Below are 22,188 nucleotides of genomic sequence, written 5' to 3'. Positions count from 1 at the left end.
ACGAAACGGGGGTTGGGCTGTTCGGCGGACGGCGCCCGGGGCGCACCCGCGGCGGCGAAGCCCAGGTCGGGGGTGCTGCGCCGGTCGAACGGGGCGCGCGGGCGCTGTCACACAGACGTGCGAGCGGTCCTTACCGGAAGCGCCGGATGTACGCGGCCTGCGCGCGCGGGAGGTCGGCGAGGGTGCCGCCGCCCCAGTCGTGGTCGAAGTACGACTGGTAGCGCACCGCGCCCCAGTCGAAGTACTCGCCCATGCGCTCGATGAACGACGGCTCGTCGCCGCCCCCGGCGAAGGCGTCCCCGGCGCGGTACAGGCCCCACTCGGAGCACACGTTGCGCTTGCCCCGCGCCCGTACGAAGGCCGCGTGCGCGTCCAGGCCCATGTCCTGCGTGCGGATCCAGGACCAGCGCCGCGCCGCGCAGGCGCCCGGGTCGCCCCACTTGAGGTCGTAGACGTTCATGCCCAGCCAGTCGACGTAGGCGTCGCCGGGGTAGTAGTCGGCGAAGGTCCGCAGCCGGTGCCCCGCCTGCACGCCCAGGGAGCTGGACAGCTCGAAGGTGAAGTGCGCGCCGGGGGTCGCGCGCAGGACGGTGGCGGCGTGGCGGAAGAGGGCGGCGTAGCCGGCCGGGTCGGCGGTGGCCGCCCACGGGCCGATCGCGTGGTTGTTGGGCTCCCAGCCCAGCCGCACGACCGCGTCCGGATGCCCCGAGTCGACCAGCGCCCGCCCCACCGCCGTGTACGCGGCGTCGAACGCGCCCGCGACACCCCGGGCGAACGCCCCCGCGCAGCCGTCGACCAGCAGCGGCACCCCGTACACGAACGCCGCCCCCGGCCGCCGGTCGCGCCACCGCCGCCACGGCCCGAGCTGGCGCGCGCACATCGCCCCCGGCTCGAAGTCCGCCCAACTGCCGTGCGGCAGATAGTCGTTGCCGACCTCGACGGGGCGCCCGAGCAGCTCCTCGTGCCGCTCGACCGCGGCGACGGCCTCGCGCCCGTACCCCTTGTACACGCCCAGACGCGAACTGCCGCCCCGGGCCCCAGGGCCCGAAGCGGCAGTGCTGCCCTCGACGCTGCCCTCAACGGGGCCGGAGATCAAGGAAGTTCGGGCGTGCACACCCGGCACAGCCGGTAGCGGGCGCCCCCGCGCGGGCCAGTGTTCTCCCGTACCCACTGCGCCGCCTCGCCGGCCTCCAGCAGGCGCATCGGCGTGCCCCAGCGCGCGTCGACGGTGCCCTCGTGGGCGTAGCCGGTCAGCGCCCCGCGCAGGGCCGGGGAGTCGTCGCCCTCGACGGCCTCGACCGCCTGCCGCACCTCGCGGCAGTCGCGCCGGTGCAGTGCGGTCTTCGCGGCGGCGTAGGGGTAGCGGGCGGCGTCGCCCAAGCGCTCGCGCTGGGCCAGCGAGGCGGCGCGCAGGGCGTGGAACTCCTCGGCGCTGCCGGCGCAGAGCGGGCAGCCGGCGGCGCAGGTGGAGAGAGCGGAAAGCCCGGCGGCGGGAGCGGGAGCCGGGGCGGCCTCGGGGGCCCGCACCTCACGCGCGGGCGCAGGCAGCTGGACCTGCGCCGGAGCCTGCGCCTCAAGGGTGGCGGTAGCGGCGGCGGCGTACTGGCGCGGACGAGGCGGACGGCCCTCGGCGAGCCGGACGGCCGCAGCGGCCCGCCGGGCGGCCTCGCCCGCAGCGCGCTGCCGTGAAGAGATACGTCCTCGCCTTGCCATCAGTCAGTTCTCCTTCAAGAGGTCACGGAAGGCCCCCATCGATACACAAAGCGGGACCTTTCGGCGCACCAGCATGGCACCCCCGCGGAAGATCGGTCAGACGGCACGCCCAGCACACCCCGTCCGCGGCCCCCGCACCGCGATGCGCTCAACTGCTCGTCGCACAAACGCCATTGCCCGCCCCGTACGGGCCGACGCCACGCCCGGCACCGCGACCGGCACCAGCCCCGCCGCAGCGGTCAGCGCCCCTCGAAGTCCCACGCGTCGACATCCCGATAGCGGATCGGCCCGGGCCCGCGCCCGACGTTGCTCCCCACCAGATGCAGCCGCCCCGCCCGCCACGCCTGCCCGCGGAAGCCCGCCAGCGAGGCCGCCGCCCGCGCCACGGACGCCGTGTCATCGCGCCGCGCCCGCGCCAGCGTCAGATGGGGCCGCAGCGGCCGCCCCGGGAACGGCAGCACCACCCCGCACCCCTCGACCGCCTCGCGCACCTGCGCCGCGAGCCCGTGCAGCCCCTCCACCTCCCCGGTGACCCCGCTCCACAGCACCCGCTCGTCGAAGTGCCCGCCCCCGCGCAGCGCCAGCTCCAGCGCCGGGCGCCCCGCCGCCAACTCCCCGAGCGCCGGGCGCAGCTTCGCCAGCGCGCCGACCGGCTGCTCGCCGAGGAAGGCCAGCGTGAGGTGCCAGTCCTCGATGCGGTTCCACCGCAGCGCCGGGTGGGCCGCGTAGGCGGGCTCCAGCGCCCGGGCCAGCTCGTCCTTCGCCGCGTCGGGCGGCGCGAGCGCGATGAACACCCGCACTGTCGCCGGCCCGGCCGCCTCACCCGTCACCGCTCGCCCCGTCTTGTCGTACGACCACCGCCGCCTTGAGCGTACGAGGTGCCTCAGCCGGCCTGGCGCCCGGTCCGGCGCCGGCGCACGTGCCGCACGGCCAGGTAGCCGACCACGACGAGCCCGACGGCGACGGCGAGGGCGGGCCCGACGATGTGCTCGACCCTGCGGTACGCCATGCCCGCGAAGTAGCCCAGCAGCGTGTAGCCGGTGCCCCACACCGCCGCCCCCAGGGCGTTGAAGAGGAGGAACGTCCGATAGCGCAGGTGGGAGGCCCCGGCCAGCGCGGGCATGAGGGGCCGGAAGAAGGAGACGAACCGCCCGAGGAAGACCGCCGCCCCGCCCCGCCGGCGGATCATGTCCTGCGCGCGGGCGATACCGGCCTGGTGGCGGCGCAGCGGGCGGCTGGCGAGCAGCCGGGGGCCGAAGCGCCGGCCGATCGCGTAGCCCACCGAGTCCCCGGCGATCGCGGCGAGGACCACGACGAGGCACAGCCAGTACACGGAGACGTGGTGCTGGTTGGCCAGCACCCCGCCCAGCACCACCGCGGTCTCGGCGGGCACGACGAAGCCGAGGAAGAGGGCGTCCTCGGCGAAGACCAGCGCGCCCACGACGGCGTACACCACGGGCCCGGACAGCCCGCTCAGCCACTGCGTGATGCCGTGCACCGCCACCCTCCCTCGACCGGCCACGAGGGGCGCTGCGCGCACCCGTTCCACAAGATCCCGCGCCGCGCCGCCCCCGGCGAGCGGACCGGGGCCGTCCGGGTACGCGGCCGCCGGCGCTCTGCGCGTCAGCGGTCGTGGCGCTGCCCTCCCGCAGGCGCCGGGTCCGGGCTCCGCGAGCCGGCCGCTGCCGGATCGGCGCGCAGGGGCGCGGGGCGCACGATGCCCGCGGCCGCCGCGGCGGCGAGGCAGCACGCGACCGGGAGGAAGAAGGCGAGGTTGAGGGGCAGTACGTGGGTCAGCGGCCCGATGGCGGCGGGCCCGGCGAGCATCCCGAGGTAGCCCAGCCCCGCGACGCGCGAGACGTTGGCCCCGGCGGCGCCCCGCTCCATGTGCCCGGCGGCGCTGAAGAGTTGGGGCACGCAGCCCGAGAGCCCGGCCCCGAACACCGCCCAGCCGGCCAGCGCGAGGGGCACCCAGGGCGCCAGGGCCGCCGCCGTCAGACCCAGCGCGGCGGCGCCGGCCCCGTAGCGCAGGACGGCCACCGGCCCCATGCACGCGGCCACCCGGTCGGCGAGCAGCCGCCCGAGGGTCATGGCGGTGGCGAACGCGCCGTAGGCGAGCGCGGCGGTGGCGGCGGAGGTGCCCAGGACGTCGCGCAGGTGCAGGGCGCTCCAGTCGCCGGCCACCCCCTCGCAGAGCATGACCACCAGGGCCAGGACGGCCAGCGCCCACACCCGCCGGGGCGTCCTGCGCCGGACGCTCACGGCAGTGGCGCCCCGGGCGCGGGGGAGGGGGCGCAGGAGCGCGGGGGCGGCGAGCACGGCGACGGCCACGCCCAGGAGCGCCACCGCGCCCAAGGTCGCCGCCGGGCTCCAGCCCCAGCTGAGGGTACGGGCGCCGGCCAGCGCGGCCAGGACGCCGCCCAGGGAGAAGGCGGCGTGGAAGGCGGACATGACGGGCCGCCGGTAGGCGTGCTCGACCTGGACGGCGTGGACGTTCATGGCCACGTCCAGGCAGCCGTTGCCCACCCCGAGCGCGAGGAGCGCGGCCCCCAGCGTCCAGGCGTTGGCGGCCAGCGCGGGCAGGACGGCCGCGCCGCTGCACAGCGCGGCGCTGATCGGTACGACGCCGCGGGCGCCGAAGCGGTCGGTGAGCGGCCCGGTGACCTGCATGCCCGCCACCGCCCCCGCGCCCAGGAGCAGCAGCAGCCAGCCGAGCACCGCGTGCCCGACCCCCGCGCGGTGCTCGATGCCGGGGATGTGGACGATCCACATCCCCATGAGGAAGCCGTTGAGGGTGAAGTACCCGAAGGTGGCCAGCCGCCCGGCCCGCAGATCCCGATCCATCCACCGAACATATCGAACACAAGCACTGTGCGAAAGATTGCGTTCCAAACACAACACATGTTCAATGAGGGGCATGGCGGGCATGGCGGGCACAGAGCGACTGCGGCAGATCACCGAAGCGGTACGGGCGGCGGGCAGCCTCGCCGTCACCGACCTGGCCGCCCTCACCGGCGCCTCGGAGATGACCATCCGCCGCGACCTGGAAGCCCTCGCCGACCAGGGCGTCCTGGAGCGCTACCGGGGCGGCGCCAGAAGCCTCCTGCTGCGCGGCGAGGAACCCCCCTTCGCCCTGCGCGCCCACGACCACACCCGCGCCAAGGAGCGCATCGCCGCCGAGGCCGCCGCCCTGCTCACCGACGGCGAGTCCGTCGTCCTGGACAGCGGCACCACCTGCCTGGCCGTCGCCCGCGCCCTGCGCCACCGCCGCCTGACCGTCGCCCCCCTCTCCCTGCACGCGGCGAACGAACTGACCGGCGCCCTGGACCTGACCCTCCTCCTCCCCGGCGGGCGCCCCCGCCCGGGCGAACTGGCCCTCACCGGCCCCCTGACCCTGGCCTCGCTGGCCGCCCTGCGCTTCGACACCGCGATCATCGGCTGCTGCGGACTCACCCACGCCACCGGCCTGACCGCCTACGACCTGGACGACGCGGCGGTCAAACGCGCCGCCATCGCCTCCGCCCGCCGCGTCATCGCCGTAGCGGACTCCGCGAAACTCACCCGCACCGCCCTGGCCTTCGTCACCCCCGTCACCACCCTGCACGCCCTGATCACCGACGAGGCCGCCCCGCAGCCCGAGACGGACGCCCTCACGGCCGCCGGCGTGACCGTACGGAAGGTCTGACCCAAGGCCGCCGCCCCGCCCCCGCCACCCGGGCAGATGATCTTCTTCCGAGGGATAGGGTGGATGCCTCCCACGACTGCCTCGGAGGTGCCCGCCCGGTGGCTGACAGCTTTGTTCACCTGCACAACCACACCGAATACTCGATGCTCGACGGCGCGCAGAAACTCAAGCCGATGTTCGCCGAGGTGAGCCGCCAGGGCATGCCCGCCGTCGCCATGAGCGACCACGGCAACATGTTCGGCGCCTACGAGTTCCACTCCGTGAGCAAGGGCGTCGAGGGCGTCAAGCCGATCATCGGGATCGAGGCGTACGTCGCCCCCTCCTCGCGCCGCAACCGCAAGCAGGAGTTCTGGGGCCCCGGCGGGCAGCGCGCCATGTCGGACGACGGCGAGGGCTCCAAGGACGTCTCCGGCGGCGGGCGCTTCACCCACATGACCATGTGGGCGCGCGACGTCCAGGGCCTGAAGAACCTCTTCTACCTCTCCACCGAGGCCAGCTACACCGGCCAGTTCCCGGCCGGCAAGCCCCGTATGGACATGGAGCTGATCAGCGAGCACGCGGCCGGCATCATCGCCACCACCGGCTGCCCCTCCGGCGCGATCCAGACCCGCCTGCGCCTGAACCAGTACGACGAGGCCCGCCAGGTCGCCGCCGCCTACCAGGACATCTTCGGCCGGGAGAACTACTTCCTGGAGCTGATGGACCACGGCCTGTCCATCGAACGCGACGTCCGCGAGGGCCTGCTGCGCCTGGCCAAGGACCTGGACATCCCGCTGCTGGCCACCAACGACGCCCACTACGTCCACGAGGACCAGGCCGACGCGCACGACAACCTGCTGTGCATCGGCGTGGGCAAGAACAAGGACGACCCCAAGCGCTTCCGCTTCCAGGGCGGCGGCTACTACCTCAAGACCGCCGCCGAGATGCGCGAGCTGTTCGCGGAGCTGCCGCAGGCGTGCGACAACACCCTCCTGATCGCCGAGCGCATCGAGTCCTACGACTCCGTCTTCGAGAACGTCGACGAGATGCCCCAGTACCCGGACGTCCCCGAGGGCGAGACCCAGGAGTCCTGGCTGCGCAAGGACTGCCTGAGGGGCCTGGCCATGCGCTACGGGTCGCCCATCCCGGCCGAGGTGCTGGAGCGCTTCGAGACCGAGATGTCGATCATCGGGCCGATGGGCTTCTCCTCGTACTTCCTCGTCGTCGCCGACATCTGCCGCCACGCCCGCGACAGCGGCATCCCCGTCGGCCCGGGCCGCGGCTCGGCCACCGGCTCCATCGTCGCCTACGCCACCCGCATCACGGAGCTGTGCCCGCTGGAGCACGGCCTGCTCTTCGAGCGCTTCCTCAACCCCGAGCGCATCAACCCCCCCGACGTCGACCTCGACTTCGACGACCGCCAGCGCGACGCCATGGTCCGCTACGTCACCGAGAAGTACGGCGACGAGTACACCGCGATGGTCAACACGTTCGGCAAGATCAAGGCCAAGAACGCGATCAAGGACTCCTCGCGGATCCTGGGCTACCCCTTCTCCCACGGCGAGCGCATCACCAAGGCCCTCCCGCCCGACATCATGGGCAAGTCCATCCCCCTGGACGGGATCTTCGACCCCGCGCACCCCCGCTACGGCGAGGCCGCCGAGATCCGCGCGATGTACGAGAACGAACCGGACGTGAGGAAGGTCGTCGACACCGCCAAGGGCGTCGAGGGCCTCACCCGCGGCACCGGCGTGCACGCGGCCGCGGTCATCCTGTCCAAGACCAAGCTGACCGAGCGCATCCCGCTGCACATGCGCGCCAAGGACGGCGTCAAGATCACCGGCTTCGACTACCCCAGCTGCGAGGACATGGGGCTGGTCAAGATGGACTTCCTGGGCCTGCGCAACCTGGGCGTCATCGACCACGCGCTGAAGAACATCCGCGAGAACCGCGGCGTGCGCCTGGCCACCGTCGACCCCGGCACCGCCGACAGCGACGTCACCGTCATCCCCCTGGACGACAAGAAGACGTACGAACTCCTCGGCCGCGGCGACACCTTCGGCGTCTTCCAGCTCGACGGCGGCGGCATGCGCGCCCTGCTGAGGCTGATGGAGCCCACCCGCTTCGAGGACATCGCGGCCGCCCTGGCCCTGTACCGCCCCGGCCCGATGGCCGCCAACGCGCACACCAACTACGCCCTGCGCCAGAACGGCAAGCAGAACCCCGACCCCATCCACCCGGAGCTGAAGGAGGTCCTCGACCCCATCCTCGGCTCCACCCACCATCTGCTCATCTTCCAGGAGCAGATCATGGCCATCGCCCGGACCCTGGCCGGCTACACCCTGGGCGGCGCCGACATGCTGCGCCGGGCGATGGGCAAGAAGAAGCCCGAGGTGCTGGCCGCCGAGTGGGAGAAGTTCCACGACGGCATGGTCGCCAACGGCTACTCGGAGGAGGCCATCAAGGCCATCTGGGACGTCATGCTCCCCTTCTCCGGGTACGCCTTCAACAAGTCCCACACCGCCGGCTACGGACTCGTCTCGTACTGGACGGCCTACCTCAAGGCCAACTACCCGGCCGAGTACATGGCCGCCCTGCTCACCTCGGTGGGCGACGACAAGGACAAGGCCGGCGTCTACCTCTCCGACGCCCGCAAACTCGGCGTCACCGTCCTGCCGCCCGACGTCAACGACTCCATCGCCGAGTTCACCGCCGTCGGCGACGACGTGCGCTTCGGCCTGCTCTCGGTGCGCAACGTCGGCGAGAACGTCATCGAGGCGATCATCGCCGGCCGCCGCGCCAAGGGCCGCTTCACCTCCTTCGCGGACTTCCTCGACAAGGTCGACCTGCCCGCGCTGAACAAGCGGGCGGTGGAGTCGCTGATCAAGTCCGGCGCCTTCGACTCCCTGGGCCACACCCGCCGGGGCCTGTCGGCCGCCCACGAGACGGCCATCGACGCCGTGGTGCCGCTGAAGAAGGCCGCCGCCTACGGCCAGGACGACCTCTTCGCCGGCCTGGGCGGCGACGAGGCGGACGCCGGCGGTATGGGCCTGGAGGTCCAGATCGGCGAGGAGGAGTGGCCGCGCAAGCAACTCCTGGCCACCGAGCGCGAGATGCTCGGCATGTACGTCTCCGCCCACCCCCTGGACGGCACCGACCACATCCTGGCCGCCCACCGCGACTGCACCATCGTCGACCTGGTCTCCTCCGGCCGCACCGAGGGCACGGTGCGCCTGTCGGGCCTGATCACGAGCGTCCAGCCCAAGATGACCAAGCAGGGCAACGCCTGGGCGATCGTGAACCTCACCGACCGCGACGCCACCATCGAGGTCCTCTTCTTCCCCGCCGCCTACCAGCTCGTCGTGGGAGCGCTGGTGGAGGACGCGGTGGTCTCGGTGCAGGGCCGCCTCAACGACCGGGACGGCGCGATCTCCGTCTTCGGCCAGGAGCTCCAGACCCTCGACGTCACCTCGGCGGAGCGCTCAGGGGCCGCCCCCGTCCAGCTCACCCTCCCGTACCACCGCATCAACGAGCAGGCGGTGAAGGAACTGTCGCGCATCCTGGGCGCCCACCCCGGCGACAACCCGGTCCGCCTGGCGGTACGGGGCCCGAGCAAGACCACCGTCTTCCAGCTCGGCCCGACGGTGAACGCCACCACGGTGGCCTCCGACATCAAGGGCAGCTTCGGCCAGACGGCCTGGCAGGGAGTCGCGTAACCGTCGGAAAGCACGAAGGGCGCGGCCCCCGCCAGCGTGATGGCGGGGCCGCGCCCTTCGTGCTGCCCGGGAACGCACCCTGCGCAGGGTCGCCTCTCGAAGCCCAGCCGCCTCAGCCCAGGGCTGCGAGGCCCTTGCGCAGGTCGTCGGCGTTCATGACCGGCTGGATCTCGATCCTCGCCTTGAGGCCCGCGAGGAGCGGCTCCGCGATCGCGGGCAGCTGCGAGCTGTCCTGCATGTCGAAGACGAAGGTGCACGACCTCCCGCCCTCGCTGGGGCCGAAGTAGGCGGCCTCCGGCTTGAGCCGCTCGACCATCGCCTCCATGGTCTTCGGCAGCGTCCCGTTCTTGATGGCCTCGTTCGAGGCCTCGGTGTCCAGGTGGGCACGCAGCATGACCCGCATCGCACGACTCCTTCCGCGCCACGACCGGCGCGGACCGCACCGCACTCACGTGACCTGGCGACGTCGCTCCCAGAGTCGCCCGCAGCAGCAGGCCCCGCAACATCTCGCCCGCCGTCAGAGCCCCGGCTCCGCCGCGTCCGCGCGGGTCAGACGCGGCGGCGCCGGCCCCCTCGGCCTCCACTACCGCGCCCGGACCCGCGCGGACGCGACGATCGAGGCACTCCCGCTGACGCGATGGGCCACGTCCCCTGGCGGGTCCCGTACCGCGTCGAGGAGGACACCCGGACCAGCCATGCCGAGCACGCCGGACGCGCGGGGTGCGGCAGCTGTCCCGGCTCCCGGACCCGGGCAGCGCAGGTCCCCGCGCTCGAAAAGCCGAGCCACATGATCCGACCTATGCTCGGACCATGTGCGCCACCGACGTGAGGACCGCCGCACGCAGCGACCCGCAGCCCCTCGACGACTCGATGGTGTGCGTCCGCGACGCCACCGAGCACAACCTGCGCGGCGTCGACGTCGACATCCCCCGCGACCGGCTCGTCGCCTTCACCGGCGTCTCCGGCTCGGGGAAGTCCTCCCTGGCCTTCGGGACGATCTTCTCCGCCTCCCAGCAGCGCTATCTGGAGTCGATCTCCCCGTACGCCCGCCGCCTCATCGACCAGGGCCCCGCCCCCCGCGTCGGGGAGATCTCCGGCCTGCCCCCGGCGGTGGCGCTGCGCCAGACCTACGGCGGCGCCAGCTCCCGCTCCACCGTCGGCACGGTCTCGCGCGTCTCCAACGTGCTGCGGATGCTGTACTCCCGCGCCGGTACGTACCCCGCCGGCCGGGGCCCGGAGGAGCTGGCCGGCACCTTCCCCCGCGACGCCGCCCCGCTGGACTCCGACGCCTTCTCCCCGAACACCGCCGTCGGCGCCTGCCCGACCTGCCACGGCCTGGGCCGGCTGCACGTGGTGGACGAGTCGACGCTGGTCGGCGACGAGGACCTGTCCATCCGCGACGGCGCCGTCGCCGCCTGGCCGCACGGCTGGGCCCGGGGCAACTACCGCGACATCCTCGCCGCCCTCGGCATCGACGTCGACGTGCCGTTCCGCGAGCTGCCGCAGGCGACGCGGGACTGGTTGCTGCTCACCGAGGAGCACCCGACGGTGAAGGTCCACCCGGACCGGGGCGAGGACTACGACGGCTGGTACATGGGTACGTACACCAGCCCCCGCTCCTGGGTGCTGCACGCCTTCGGCACCACCAAGTCGGCGGCGATGCGCGCGAAGGCGGCGGCGTTCCTCAGCGACGAGCCCTGCCCGACCTGCCAGGGCCGGCGCCTCAACCCCGAGGCCCTGGCGGTGACGATCGCGGGGGAGAACATCGCGACGGCCAACGCGCTGCCCCTGTCCCAGCTGGCGGCGTTCCTGGAGTCGGCACGCACCCACCCCCACACCCAGGCCCTGCCCACCGCCCGCCGCCAGGCCGCCGAGGCCCTGATCGGCGGCCTGCTCTCCCAGCTGGGCAACCTGGTCGACCTGGGCCTGGGCTACCTGGCGGTGGGCCGTACCACCGCCACCCTCTCCGGCGGCGAGCTGCAGCGCCTGCACCTGGCGACGCAGATGCGCAGCGGCCTCTTCGGCGTCCTGTACGTCCTGGACGAACCGTCCGCGGGCCTGCACCCGGCGGACACCGCCACGCTGCTGACCGCGCTGGAGCGGCTGCGGGCGGCGGGCAACAGCGTGTTCGTGGTCGAGCACAACCCGCAGGTGATCGAGGCGGCGGACTGGATCGTGGACCTGGGCCCGGGAGCGGGCCGCTACGGCGGCGAGGTCCTCTACAACGGGCCCGCCCACGACATCACCACGGCGAAGGACTCGGTGACGGCCCGCTACCTGGCCGCCCACACCCCCGAGGCCCCCCACCCGGCCGTCGCCCGCACCGCGCGGGGTTGGCTGGACCTGCGCGGGGTGGCGGGGCACAACCTCCAGGGGGTCGACGCGCGCTTCCCGCTGGGCGTACTGACGGCGGTCACCGGGGTGTCGGGGTCGGGGAAGTCGACGCTGGTGGAGCGGGCTTTGGCGGACACCGTACGCACCCACCTGCGCGTCGATCCCGCGGCCGACGAGGAGGAGGACGCCAGCGACCTGGGCCGCGGGGCGACGGGGCCGACGGAACCGGACGACGAGGGGGCCTGGGCGCCCGACGAGGACCTCGTCACGGTCGCCGAGGCAAGCGGTCTGGAGCAGATCGACCGCCTGGTGTCCGTCGACCAGAAGCCCATCGGCCGCACCCCGCGCTCGAACCTCGCCACGTACACCGGCCTCTTCGACAGCGTCCGCAAGCTGTACGCCGCCCAGCCGGAGGCGAAGAGGCGCCGCTACACGGCGAGCCGCTTCTCCTTCAACGTGGCCGCGGGCCGCTGCCCGGCCTGCCTGGGCGACGGGGTGGTGAGCATCGAGATGCTGTTCCTGCCCACGGAGACGGCGGCCTGCCCGGTCTGCGAGGGCGGCCGCTACAACCCCGACACCCTCGCGGTGACGGTGAAGGACAAGACGATCGCGGACGTCCTGGCCATGACGGTCGAGGAGGCGGAGGAGTTCTTCGCCGACCTTCCCGCCGCGGCCCGCATCCTCACCCTCCTGAAGGACATCGGCCTGGGCTACCTGACCCTGGGCCAGTCCGCGACGACGCTCTCGGGCGGTGAGGCCCAACGCATCAAGCTGGTCAGCGAGTTGCACCGCGCCCCCAGGGGCCACACCCTCTACCTCCTGGACGAGCCCACCTCGGGCCTGCACCCCGCGGACGTGGACCGCCTGGTGGCCCAACTCCAGAAGCTGGTGGACGCGGGCAACACGGTCGTCGTCGTCGAGCACGACCTGCGCACGATCGCGGCGGCGGACCACCTCATCGACCTGGGCCCGGGAGCCGGCCACGAGGGCGGCCGGATCATCGCCACCGGCACCCCGGAGGACGTAGCCGAGACCGACACCCCCACCGCCCGCTACCTGTCCCCCTATCTCACCGGCGCCTGACCGCACTGACCGGCTGTCCGGTACGGACCTGGCGCGCGTTTCGCGCTCAGGCGGCCCGCGGCACCTCCGCCATCCGGCGGTTGTACGAGGTCCCGGCCGTCGGGTGCCGCGCCTGCGGGTAGCGCGCGGCGACCGTGTGCTCGACCCTCTTCTTGCGCAGCGCCGTGGGCCGGATGCCGTGCGCGCGGTTGTGCGCGACCTGCGACTCGCGGCGGCGCGCCCGCCGGCGGATCGGCGGGCGGATGCCGGTCGCGGCGCTGGAAACGGCGGGCGCGGCTGGTCAGTTCATCCGCTCCACGGCGTCCTTGGCCTCCTTGAGCCCTTCACCGGTGAGCTGCCGGTACGCCTTGATGGCCTCGATCTTCCTGCCCTGCCGGATCAGTTCGTGCACCCGCTCCATGCCGGGTATCCGCGGCTCCTCCACACCGAGATGCCCGAGCAGCAGGTCCATCTTCCGCTCCAGGCGGGCGAGTCGCCGCTCGACGTTCACGACCTTCCCCGACGGGGACGCCAGGAGGGACACGGCAACGAGCGCAAGGGCGGCGCACGCTAGTACGGATTCCATGCGCGAACCCCACGACTGCGCGACGCACGCCCAGGCGGCGGTCTGCACGGCGTTCCGTGCACCGCCATCCCCGGTCGGCGGGCCGCTGACGCCCGACGCGCCCACCATGATCATCCCTGGGGTGTACGGCTCCATCCGCCGCCGGGGGGAGCCGGTCGGGCCCGTGGAGCGATGCCCGGCATCCCGCCGGCTGCGATCTTCGACTGAGCGGGGTCAGCCACCCCGCTCCACCGAGCCGAGGACCGCGCATGCAGCAGCTTTTGAACGTCGAAGAACCCGCCGCCCCCGCCCGCCCCGGACGCATCCGCCTCGCCTGGCGGGCGCTGCACGAGCCCGCCCCCGGGGTGTCGCGGCGGATGCGACTCGTCGCCTACGCCGTGCCGTTCACGGTCCTGCCCTCCAGCCTCTGGCGACTCCCGGAGGCGTTCAACGAGGGGTCCGCGCCGGGTGAGCGGGCCTACATCGTCTTCCTGTCGGTCCTGTCGGAGCTGGTGGCCTTCACCGCCGTCGGGCTGGTCGCCACCTGGGGGGAACGCTTCCCGCGCTGGATCCCCAAACTGCGCGGACGCACCGTGCCCACGCGGGTGGCCGTGATCCCCGCGGCTATCGGTTCCGTGGTGCTGACGGTCATGTGGACCGCCGCCTGGGCCGTCGATTTCGCCGGCGTCACCCTGCGAGGCGAACCCACCCCCGCCGACTTCCCCTCCCAGGCGGGCGGTTGGGAGGCGGCGATCTACTACGTCTGCTACCTCCCCCTCCTGCTGTGGGGACCCCTCCTCGCCCTCGCCACCTACGGCTACCACCGCCGCCGCAACCACTGACCGCACCACAGCACACCGGTCCGACCCAAGCGACCTCGACGACCGCACTCCCTGAAGGAACCCCCCCGTGACCAGCCCCACCGACACCCCCTCGCTGCCCGCCCGGCTGCGAACCGCCTGGACGACCGCGCACACCCCCGTCGCCGGCGTCCCCCGCTGGGCACGCACCGCCGCCCTGGCCATCCCCCTCACGGTCCTGCCGACGTGCCTGTGGCGGATCGCCTCGGTCACCCTCCACCTACCGATCGCCCGCGGCGACCAAGGCTCCGGCGACATCCCCGCCTGGCTGCCCATGGAGCTGTACGCACTCGTCCTGTCGATCCTCTCCGAACTCCTGGCGTTCACCGCCGTCGGACTCATCGCACGCTGGGGAGAGGTGTTCCCCCGATGGATCCCCGGCCTGCGCGGCCGGCGGATCCCCATATCGGCAGCGGTCATCCCCGCCGCCCTGGGCGCCGCCATCCTGACGGTCATGTGGACGACGGCGGCGCTCGCCAACCCGTTCGGAGACGACATCCACGGAGGCGACGGACCCCTGGACTACCACCACTGGAAGGGCGTACTGGCCATCACCGTCTACGCCCCCCTGCTGCTGTGGGGCCCTCTGCTCGCCGCGGTCACCGTCGCCTACTACCGCCGCCGCACCGCCGGCGGCCGGTGAGATCGTCCCATCCTGAAGGCCGGACCCTTGGCGTGGACCGCGCGGAGTTCGCGTACGGCCTCGGCGGAGCCGGGAACGGTCAAAGGACGGCCTCTTCTTCCCGCGTGTCGAAGCCCTCACGTGCGCGTTCGACGGCGGGCATGTGCTGCGCGGCCCATGCCAGCAGTACGTCGACGGGGTGGCGGAGGGTCTTGCCGAGGGGGGTGATCCGGTACCTGACCGCCACGGGGCGTGTGGCGAGGACCTCGCGCTCGATCACGCCGTTGCGTTCGAGCCGCCGGAGTGTCGCGGTCAGGGACTTCTGCGTGACCCGGGGGATGGACCGGCGCAGTTCGTTGAAGCGGCACGGGCGTTCGCAGAGCTCGTTCAAAACGCTGAGCGACCACTTGTCGAGGATCTGGTCGAGCAGCTCGCGGTGGGGCGCATCGATGCGCAGTCCATCGTCGGTATCCATGGCGAAACCTGGTCTCGTTGAAGTGTCTTTCTCCTACTAGATATCTTACAGATACCTACTTCGGAGGAGAGAGAACCATGACTGTCCAGCACTTCACCCCTGAAGGCATGCTGCAGCCGGTCCCGTACCACCACATCGCCGTGGGCACCGGAACGAAGCACGTCCACATCAGCGGCCAGGTCGCACGCCAGGCCGACGGGATCCCGGTCGCGCCCGGCGACCTGGCCGGTCAGGTCGCCCAGGCCCTGCGCAACACCGCCGTCGGACTGGCGGGCGCGGGGGCGTCGTTCGCGGATGTGCTGCGCCTGACGTTCTACGTGACCCGGTGGAGCCCGGAAAGGATCGGCGACTTCATGGCCGGCGTGGAGGCCGTCGCCGACGAGATCGGGCTCCGACTCCCCATGCCCCCGGCCTCCCTCATCGGCGTCGAGTACCTCTTCGAGCCGGACATCCTCGTCGAGGTCGAGGCGACCGCACTCCTGGACTGATCCGGGCGGGCGCCTCCCCGTCGACCACCCGTCCCCCGGTCCGACGCAACGAACCAGACCCTCGAAGAGGGGCGACTTTGCGATACCGACACCAGCCCACTGGTGCTGGATCACTTTGGGAGACGGCCGACGGCGCGGCTCCTGGATCTTGCCGTCGACCCGGCCGGGGGCGGGGTGTGCGGAACGCGCCCTTTTTGACAGGGCATTGACAATAATTCGGTTGGATCGAAAGACTGTGCGCTTGGCCCTGTCATCGGAACGAAGGTCCCTGTATGACCTCACGTCCTCATGAGCTACGCGCGTCGACCCCGGTGGGCAGCGGCCTGCTGCCCACCGCATCCGCAAGTCCCGCACCGTCTCCCGTGCCCAGGGCCCGCAGTTGTGTCCAGGTCACGGGAGACGGCCCCCCGGGACACGACGGCCGCGTCCACGTCGTGGGCGCCACCGGGTCCGTACCGGTCGGCCTCCCCCTGCGGCCGCTGACCCAGTCCCGTACACCCTCCTGCCCTGCGTGCCCGCCAGCGCCTCCTGAGTAGAGAAGGGACACCACCCATGCCCTCCACCCTGTTCGCGAGAACCGCCCTCGCCGCCCTCGCTGTCGCCGGCCTGGTCGCCACCGCGTCCTCCGCGACCGCGACCCCCACGGCTACGACCCCGGCGCCGTCGGCCGGCGTCACCGTGAAGATGCCGACCGGTGCCGCCGACCTCCCTGCCGCCGACCACCGCGCACTGCCGGACGCCGTCTCCGCGGACGTCCTCTCCCGGACCCACGACGTCAAGGAACTCGCCCCGAAAGCCGCCGCCGCCAAACTCGCCGATGAGGGGCGCAAGGTCGTCATCGACATCCGGACCGTCTCGCGCGACTGGGCCCGCGGTGTCGCCTACGTCGAAGCGCCGCGTGGGCACCACGGCCAGCCGGAGGGCTGGATCTACCTCGCCCACCGCGAGAACGGACGCTGGATCTCCGGTCTTGAGGGTGACCGCGAGTTCGCCGACTACGTCGCCCGCTCCCCGCTGGTCGGCGCGGCCGAGCGGAAGATCATGACGGACTACGCCCGGGCCGAGACGGCACCGCAGAAGAAGCCGGCGCCCTCGACGGGGACGCTGGCCGCCAACACCAACGGCCTGCTGCTGCCCTGGGCACGCGACTACTACATGACCCTCACCGGCGGCCCGCACACCTCCGGTGGAAGCGGCCAGTGGTCCAGCCTCGACTTCGCCGGCGGCAACGCCAGCGGCCGGATCCGCTCCTCCCGGGAGGGCACCGCGACCTCGATGTGCGGCGCCGGCGGCGGCTGGACCAGGGTGATCCACCCCGGCGGCTTCTCCACGGACTACTACCACATGTCGAACGCGACCTACTACAACGGGACGTCGATCGGCCAGAGCGCCCTCCTGGGCACCATCGGCACCGACCTCTGCGCCGGCGGATCCGCGACCGGCGCCCACGTGCACTGGAGCCTGCGCACGTACGACGCCAACTACAACGGCCAGTACACCTGGCTGAACGGCCGCACCATCGGCGGCTGGACCTGGTGGAACGGCTCCTCCCAGTACAACGGCTGCGCCACCCGCCTGGACGTCACCGCCTGCCCCGGCACAGCGATCTACAACCGCGCCAGCTGACCCCGCCTCCGACACGCCCCTCAGCACCGGACCTGAACGCAGCCCCTGGGCCCCGGACCCCAACAGTCCGCAGCCCAGGGGCTGTCCATGCTGCGCAGCGCCGCAACGGGCCGGGCCGGCAGCGGGAACCGCGCCCGCGCCCACTCCCGGTGAAGCGGACCCCAGAGCGGTTTCCGGGGAGGCGGCCCTCCTCGTAGAGTCTGTGCTTATGGCTCAAGGACGCATGCGTGCACGCGAGTTGGGGATCCCGCTGGACGGCCGTGCCGGGAGGTGGAACGCGATCACCGATGTCCCGGGCGTCGAGGTCGGCTATGTCACGTTGCAGGAGGGCGAGGACGTACGTACCGGTGTGACCGCGATCCTGCCGCGTGGCCGCACAGGAGTGGGAACGCCGTGCGCTGCCGGTTGGCACTCTTTCAACGGCAACGGCGAGATGACCGGCACCACTTGGATCGAGGAGAGCGGCTCGCTCGCGGTTCCGGTCCTGATCACCAACACGTACGCGGTCGGCCCGGTGCACCGCGGGGTAGTGGACTGGGTGCGCGAGAACCGCACCGATATGGCGCCTGAATGGCTGCTCCCGGTGGTCACGGAGACCTGGGACGGTCATCTCAACGACATTCACGGCGACCGGGTGCGGCCCGCGCATGCCGCAGAGGCGATCGAGGCGGCGGCATCGGGACCCGTCGCGGAGGGCAACGTCGGCGGGGGCACGGGCATGCGCTGCTACGGATTCAAGGGCGGCTCGGGAACGGCGTCACGCGAGGTCGCGTACGGAGCCGACACCTACAGTGTCGGGGCTTTCGTCCAGGCCAACTTCGGTGCCCGGCGCGAACTCGTGATCGCCGGCATGCCGATGGGTGGGTGGCTGCCGCAGAGCGAACAGGCCGCGGGTGACAGCGGTGAAGGACCCGACGCAGGACGGCCCCTGCCGGACGGCGCCGGTTCGGTGATCGTGGTGGTGGGCACCGACGCACCGCTGCTGCCCGGGCAGTGCAAAGCGCTCGCCCGGAGGGTCCCGCTGGGGCTCGCCCGCACGGGTACGACGGGCAGCCACTTCTCCGGCGACATCTTCTTGGCATTCTCGACGGCCAACGAAGGGGCTCTGACGAGTCTCTTCCCACCGGGCGACGACACGGACGACGGCGGCGCGGATGGTGCCAACGCCCCGTACGAGTCGATGCGCTTCATCCCCTGGGGCCGGATGGACATCCTCTACACGGCCGTGGTCGAGGCGGTCGAGGAGGCAGTCCTCAATGTCCTCACCGCTGCCGAGCCGATGACGGGCCGAGCGGGCCACCACGTGCCGGCCCTCCCGCTCGCGGAGGTCGCGAAGCTGCTACCGACTTCGGCGCCGATGATCCCGAGTCCGCATTCCGGGCGCGGCCTGTGGATGACGCAGTGACTCCGAGATCCAGTGGGGGCGCGCAGAGTCGGGTGGCACGATTCGCGATGCCCTCGGTCATCGCACTCGGTGGCGCAGTCGCCTCGTACGCCAGTGTCGGTGCGGGATTCGCCGACATTCCGTCCCTGTCCCAGGTTGTCGCGACAGGCCTGACCGCCTGCATCACCTATTTCGGTGCGGTCGCCGTGACCGATCGCGACCCGTCCGCAGCCAGCGATGCCGACGATCCGCACGCCGCACACAACGTGTTGCCGGAGCAGAGGACCGTTGCCCTCTGCTCCGTGCCCGGGGACCGGACCTGGGTGGACTGGACGGCGGCGGTGTTGGTCCGCGCGGGGCTCACGGTTCTGCGCAGGGGCGGCCTTCCGCCGCAGGGCGACGGCCTGGAACACTTCACACAACAGCTCCTGGACGGCGCCGACCGCGTCCTCGTCCTGCTCCCCGAGATTCCGCCCCGGGATCTATCCCGATATATCGACTTGATGAATCGGCTGGTTGCCGCTCATGAGGCGGGCGAGCCGATCAGCTGGATCCGCTATGGATCGTTTGATCTGTGGCGCGACGGGCAGGCGGAGGCTGTGAATTTGCTCGACGTACTGCCCCGCGACGCCTGCTTGGACCTGTCGTCCCATGAACCGGAGGTGGCGGCATCCATGCTGGTAACGCGACTGCACCGGTTGGGGCTGCGGCCTGGGGGTGCGGTGACGGATGTGGCGCTCCTCGCAGGCGGGCTCAATTTTCCAGCATGGGGTGCTATCACCACCAACTTTCCGCCGCGCAATCCGCACTTCACCGACCGCGACGCCACCCTGGCCGCGTTGGCGCAGTGTCTGCTCTCGGACGACGGTGGACCCCGTCCTGACGCTGGCGGCCTGGTCGGTCTGCCGGGCGTCGGCAAGACCCAGACAGCACTGGAGTTTGGGCATCGCTTCGCCAGCCATTACGACGTGGTGTGGTGGGTCAACGCCGAACGCCACGTGTCACTGATCGACCAGCTCTCCGAACTCGCCCGGGCTCTCGGGGTGGAAGAGGTCCCGGACCTGGCGATGATGCTCACCCGGCTCTGGGCCGCTTTGCGCGAGCGGAGCCGGTGGCTCCTTGTTTACGACAACGTCGAACAGCCCCCGGATATCTCGACGATCTGGCCGCGGGCGCATAACGGTGATGTCCTGATCACCTCGCGCAACCCCAACTGGGGATCGCTCGGCGTGACCCGTATTTCGCTAAAGTCCTTCGATCTCGACGACGGAGTGGATTTTCTTCTCAAACGCACCCGGGAGTCCGACCGCGATGCGGCGCGGGATGTCACCGTCCGGCTCGGTGGCCTTCCCTTGGCCTTGGAGTACGTCGGTGCCTATGTGGAGGAGCGCCGTGCATCTTTGGCTGATTACCGAGCACTTCTGGGTGAAGGACCGAGCCACATGTCAGTAACCTTCGACCCGGATTGGTACGCATCAGCCATGGCCACTTCCTGGAATGTCAGCTTCGACCAAGCCAATGACGAAAACCCGCATGTACGGGCGCTGCTTTCCATTTTCTCCTTTCTAGCGCCGGACGATATCCCCAGAGACCTGGTTCCCAGTCACATCGGCGTCCTGGGCGAGGAGCGCGGGGGACTGCCAGCCACGCGCGCCGAGTACGACCGTGTGGTGGCAATTCTGGTCAGGTTGTCGTTGGTCGACGCCACGGAGGACCGCATCGCCATCCACCGCCTGGCTCAGGAGTATGTGCTTAGCCAGATGATCAATCCCGAGGAGCAACGCCGGGCGGTCTGCTCGGCACTGACGCTGGTAAGCGCGGCGTATCCGGCGGAACCTCTGAGTCCGACGTCCTGGGTGGCGTGTCAGCGCATCATGCCGCATGTTCTGGAACTCACTGAGCCCCGGGCGGCGCACTACCCGCTGCTGCAGGAGTACTGCCCGGCAGTCCTGGGATCGCTGCTGCTGCGTGCGGGGCGCTATCTACACCTGCGGGGCGAACACGGTCCAGCGCGGGGAATGCTGGAACAGGCCCTTGATGTGGAGTCGTCGCGGGTGGAATCCGACAGCCTGGCAAGGGCTAAGGTGCTTGCTGCACTCGGTCGTGTCTATTATCACCAGGCTGAGTTGGGGGATGCGCGCCGGGTGACCGAGCAGGCCATCGCAGAGGCAGCGGGCGAGCCTGGGGCGGACCTCTTCGTGGCTCAGTTGCAGCTCCATCTGAGTCGAGTCCTCAGGGAGTTGACCGCGTTCGAGGATGCCGAGCAACTCGCCTGGGAGGTGCTTGAGAACCTGCGGCAGTCAGAAGGTGAACTGTCCCCCCTTGTCGCGGAAGCATGGGCAACGTACGGCGACGCCCTGTGGCGGCGAGGCTCTCTCCGAGAGGCCGCAGATGCTTACAGCAAGGCACTGGAAGTTCGTTCGGCGCTGCCTGACACGCCGGTTATCGACATGGCAACGTGTCACAAGCACCTTGGCATCATCAACCGGGAGCTGAATGACCTTGACGTGGCGGAGCAGGAACTACGCGCTGCACGCACGCTGTTGATGGCTGAGTACGGTGCTGACTACGGGGAGAATCACCGTGACGTGATCGATGTCGACAATCATCTTGCTGAGGTCCTGCGTCGCTCGGGGCGGCTGGAGGAGGCGTACGGACTGCTGCGAAGGGTTGTCGCCGCGAGGAAGGAGGAGTTTCAGGACCACCCGGATGTGGCGGGCAGCCTGACGAAGCTCGGTGCCCTACTGCGCGATCAGGGCTGCTACGAGGAGTCGGAGTCGGTGCTGAGTCAGGCCGTTGCCATGTTTGAACGGTGCATGGGTAGTGAGCACCCCTATGTGGCCGATGCGGCGGTCGAGCGTACTCTGACCCGGCGTGCCGCAGGAGACCATGAGGGCGCCGTTGCGGACATCAGCAGGGCAGTATCCATATACGGGTCCCGGTATGCAGCAGGGCACCCCGACCGCGAGCGGGCGGAACGTGTCCTGCAGGAAGTCGCTCCGTAGGGAGCGCCGGCTACGACCGCTTCAGGGGCGTAGAGCTGCTAACCACCCCCTCCCCGCCCTCCACTTCCAACTCCCTGGCACTGCCAGGTCTACCTGGCACGCGTATAATAGGTCTAGTCCTGTTGGCGATCACATCTCAGCTACATAAAGTAACAATCAGATTGTGTTCGACCGGTGCGCTCCCACTTCCCGATGACACTTGCACCCACTCGGGAAACTCCGTAGGGGCCGCAGCAAACTCAGCCGTCTCCCCTCGCCCTCACTTACCGTGTGTTCCGGTGAAGATGCCAAGCACAAAAGCGGAAGGCTGAAACGGACCCCGGGGACAGTACCTAAAACACTGCTGGACTAGGCAGGTTGAGCCACCTTCGGCCTCCAGCCCGCCGTATCCGCAACGGAGTTGCGGATACCCGCACCGCGAAGCGGTGCCCCCGGGCCGCAAGGCCCGCAGGAGAGCGTGACGGAGTCACGCTCGACGTGGACGGCACAGCCGTCCACCCCGCTGCGGAGCAGCGGGCAACGGCGCGGAGCGCCGTTGGCTTCGCGGAGCGAGGCCAATGCCAACGCCGCGAAGCGGCGTGCCGCGCGCAGCGCGGCCCCTGCCGCGGAGCGGCAGAGCACCCGGGCGCAGCCCGGACGGCGCGTAGCGCCGTGCGTCGGTCGCGCGGAGCGCG

Annotated in this window: 18 protein-coding genes; 9 read left to right on the top strand and 9 right to left on the bottom strand. The window is 71.3% G+C overall.

Annotation, left to right across the window (positions count from 1 at the left end):
- Positions 1 to 130 precede the first annotated feature (130 nt).
- The 5 genes from ACFQLX_RS23020 to ACFQLX_RS23000 all read right to left on the bottom strand — a co-directional run bounded on the left by ACFQLX_RS23020 (position 131) and on the right by ACFQLX_RS23000 (position 4,557).
- Complete coding sequence (locus ACFQLX_RS23020; protein ID WP_386418075.1) at positions 131 to 1,009, bottom strand: glycoside hydrolase family 26 protein; 879 nt, start codon at positions 1,007 to 1,009, stop codon at positions 131 to 133.
- Between the two features lie 83 nt (positions 1,010 to 1,092).
- Positions 1,093 to 1,713, bottom strand: coding sequence for a hypothetical protein (locus tag ACFQLX_RS23015; protein WP_386418073.1), 621 nt, complete (start codon positions 1,711 to 1,713; stop codon positions 1,093 to 1,095).
- A 239-nt stretch (positions 1,714 to 1,952) separates the two neighbouring features.
- Entirely contained in the window at positions 1,953 to 2,543 is a 591-nt protein-coding gene (gene thpR, locus ACFQLX_RS23010; RefSeq protein ID WP_386418071.1) for an RNA 2',3'-cyclic phosphodiesterase, read from the bottom strand.
- Between the two features lie 53 nt (positions 2,544 to 2,596).
- The gene (locus tag ACFQLX_RS23005) at positions 2,597 to 3,211 is read right to left on the bottom strand and encodes a DedA family protein (RefSeq protein ID WP_386418069.1); all 615 of its coding nucleotides are present in this window, start codon (positions 3,209 to 3,211) and stop codon (positions 2,597 to 2,599) included.
- Between the two features lie 125 nt (positions 3,212 to 3,336).
- The gene (locus ACFQLX_RS23000) at positions 3,337 to 4,557 is read right to left on the bottom strand and encodes an MFS transporter (RefSeq protein ID WP_386418067.1); all 1,221 of its coding nucleotides are present in this window, start codon (positions 4,555 to 4,557) and stop codon (positions 3,337 to 3,339) included.
- An 82-nt stretch (positions 4,558 to 4,639) separates the two neighbouring features.
- Here ACFQLX_RS23000 and ACFQLX_RS22995 point away from each other — a divergent pair, with 82 nt between their 5' ends.
- Both ACFQLX_RS22995 and dnaE read left to right on the top strand, forming a co-directional pair.
- Complete coding sequence (locus ACFQLX_RS22995; RefSeq protein ID WP_386418065.1) at positions 4,640 to 5,398, top strand: DeoR/GlpR family DNA-binding transcription regulator; 759 nt, start codon at positions 4,640 to 4,642, stop codon at positions 5,396 to 5,398.
- 98 nt (positions 5,399 to 5,496) lie between these two features.
- Positions 5,497 to 9,093, top strand: coding sequence for a DNA polymerase III subunit alpha (gene dnaE, locus ACFQLX_RS22990; protein WP_386418064.1), 3,597 nt, complete (start codon positions 5,497 to 5,499; stop codon positions 9,091 to 9,093).
- Positions 9,094 to 9,205: 112 nt separating this feature from the next.
- On the opposite strand, the gene ACFQLX_RS22985 is transcribed toward dnaE, so the two are convergent.
- Positions 9,206 to 9,496: a DUF3303 family protein gene (locus ACFQLX_RS22985; RefSeq protein WP_386418062.1), complete on the bottom strand. Its 291-nt coding sequence runs from the start codon at positions 9,494 to 9,496 to the stop codon at positions 9,206 to 9,208.
- A 407-nt stretch (positions 9,497 to 9,903) separates the two neighbouring features.
- On the opposite strand from ACFQLX_RS22985, the gene ACFQLX_RS22980 reads away from it, so the two are divergent.
- Positions 9,904 to 12,510, top strand: a complete 2,607-nt coding sequence (locus tag ACFQLX_RS22980; protein ID WP_386418061.1) for an excinuclease ABC subunit UvrA — start codon at positions 9,904 to 9,906, stop codon at positions 12,508 to 12,510.
- A 46-nt stretch (positions 12,511 to 12,556) separates the two neighbouring features.
- Here the strand turns inward: ACFQLX_RS22980 and ACFQLX_RS22975 are convergent, their stop codons facing one another.
- Together ACFQLX_RS22975 and ACFQLX_RS22970 are read right to left on the bottom strand one after the other, a co-directional pair.
- Positions 12,557 to 12,742 (bottom strand): hypothetical protein, encoded by a 186-nt coding sequence (locus tag ACFQLX_RS22975; RefSeq protein WP_386418093.1) that lies wholly within the window; start codon positions 12,740 to 12,742, stop codon positions 12,557 to 12,559.
- Between the two features lie 48 nt (positions 12,743 to 12,790).
- Positions 12,791 to 13,033 carry a ribosomal protein L7/L12 gene (locus tag ACFQLX_RS22970; RefSeq protein ID WP_386418059.1) on the bottom strand — a complete coding sequence of 81 codons (243 nt, stop codon included), beginning with the start codon at positions 13,031 to 13,033 and terminating at the stop codon, positions 12,791 to 12,793.
- Between the two features lie 290 nt (positions 13,034 to 13,323).
- Here ACFQLX_RS22970 and ACFQLX_RS22965 point away from each other — a divergent pair, with 290 nt between their 5' ends.
- Together ACFQLX_RS22965 and ACFQLX_RS22960 are read left to right on the top strand one after the other, a co-directional pair.
- Positions 13,324 to 13,896, top strand: coding sequence for a hypothetical protein (locus tag ACFQLX_RS22965; protein ID WP_386418057.1), 573 nt, complete (start codon positions 13,324 to 13,326; stop codon positions 13,894 to 13,896).
- A gap of 67 nt (positions 13,897 to 13,963) precedes the next feature.
- On the top strand, positions 13,964 to 14,557 hold the full coding sequence (locus ACFQLX_RS22960; RefSeq protein ID WP_386418055.1) for a hypothetical protein: 594 nt from the start codon (positions 13,964 to 13,966) through the stop codon (positions 14,555 to 14,557).
- Between the two features lie 79 nt (positions 14,558 to 14,636).
- Here ACFQLX_RS22960 and ACFQLX_RS22955 read toward each other — a convergent pair whose 3' ends face one another.
- Entirely contained in the window at positions 14,637 to 15,011 is a 375-nt protein-coding gene (locus tag ACFQLX_RS22955; protein WP_386418053.1) for a winged helix-turn-helix transcriptional regulator, read from the bottom strand.
- Between the two features lie 77 nt (positions 15,012 to 15,088).
- Between ACFQLX_RS22955 and ACFQLX_RS22950 the strand changes: the two genes are divergently transcribed.
- The 4 genes from ACFQLX_RS22950 to fxsT all read left to right on the top strand — a co-directional run bounded on the left by ACFQLX_RS22950 (position 15,089) and on the right by fxsT (position 21,514).
- The gene (locus tag ACFQLX_RS22950; protein WP_386418051.1) at positions 15,089 to 15,499 is read left to right on the top strand and encodes a RidA family protein; all 411 of its coding nucleotides are present in this window, start codon (positions 15,089 to 15,091) and stop codon (positions 15,497 to 15,499) included.
- A gap of 552 nt (positions 15,500 to 16,051) precedes the next feature.
- Positions 16,052 to 17,125, top strand: a complete 1,074-nt coding sequence (locus ACFQLX_RS22945; protein ID WP_386418049.1) for a M23 family metallopeptidase — start codon at positions 16,052 to 16,054, stop codon at positions 17,123 to 17,125.
- Positions 17,126 to 17,348: 223 nt separating this feature from the next.
- Positions 17,349 to 18,530 (top strand): DmpA family aminopeptidase, encoded by a 1,182-nt coding sequence (locus ACFQLX_RS22940; RefSeq protein WP_386418047.1) that lies wholly within the window; start codon positions 17,349 to 17,351, stop codon positions 18,528 to 18,530.
- Positions 18,531 to 18,577: 47 nt separating this feature from the next.
- On the top strand, positions 18,578 to 21,514 hold the full coding sequence (gene fxsT, locus ACFQLX_RS22935; protein ID WP_386418045.1) for an FxSxx-COOH system tetratricopeptide repeat protein: 2,937 nt from the start codon (positions 18,578 to 18,580) through the stop codon (positions 21,512 to 21,514).
- The last annotated feature ends 674 nt before the right edge of the window (positions 21,515 to 22,188 follow it).

Source organism: Streptomyces polyrhachis, assembly GCF_042663125.1.
Taxonomy (GTDB): Bacteria; Actinomycetota; Actinomycetes; order Streptomycetales; family Streptomycetaceae; genus Streptomyces; species Streptomyces polyrhachii.
The sequence above is the reverse complement of the archived record's forward strand: the minus strand, read 5'-3'. Positions and strand labels throughout refer to the sequence as shown.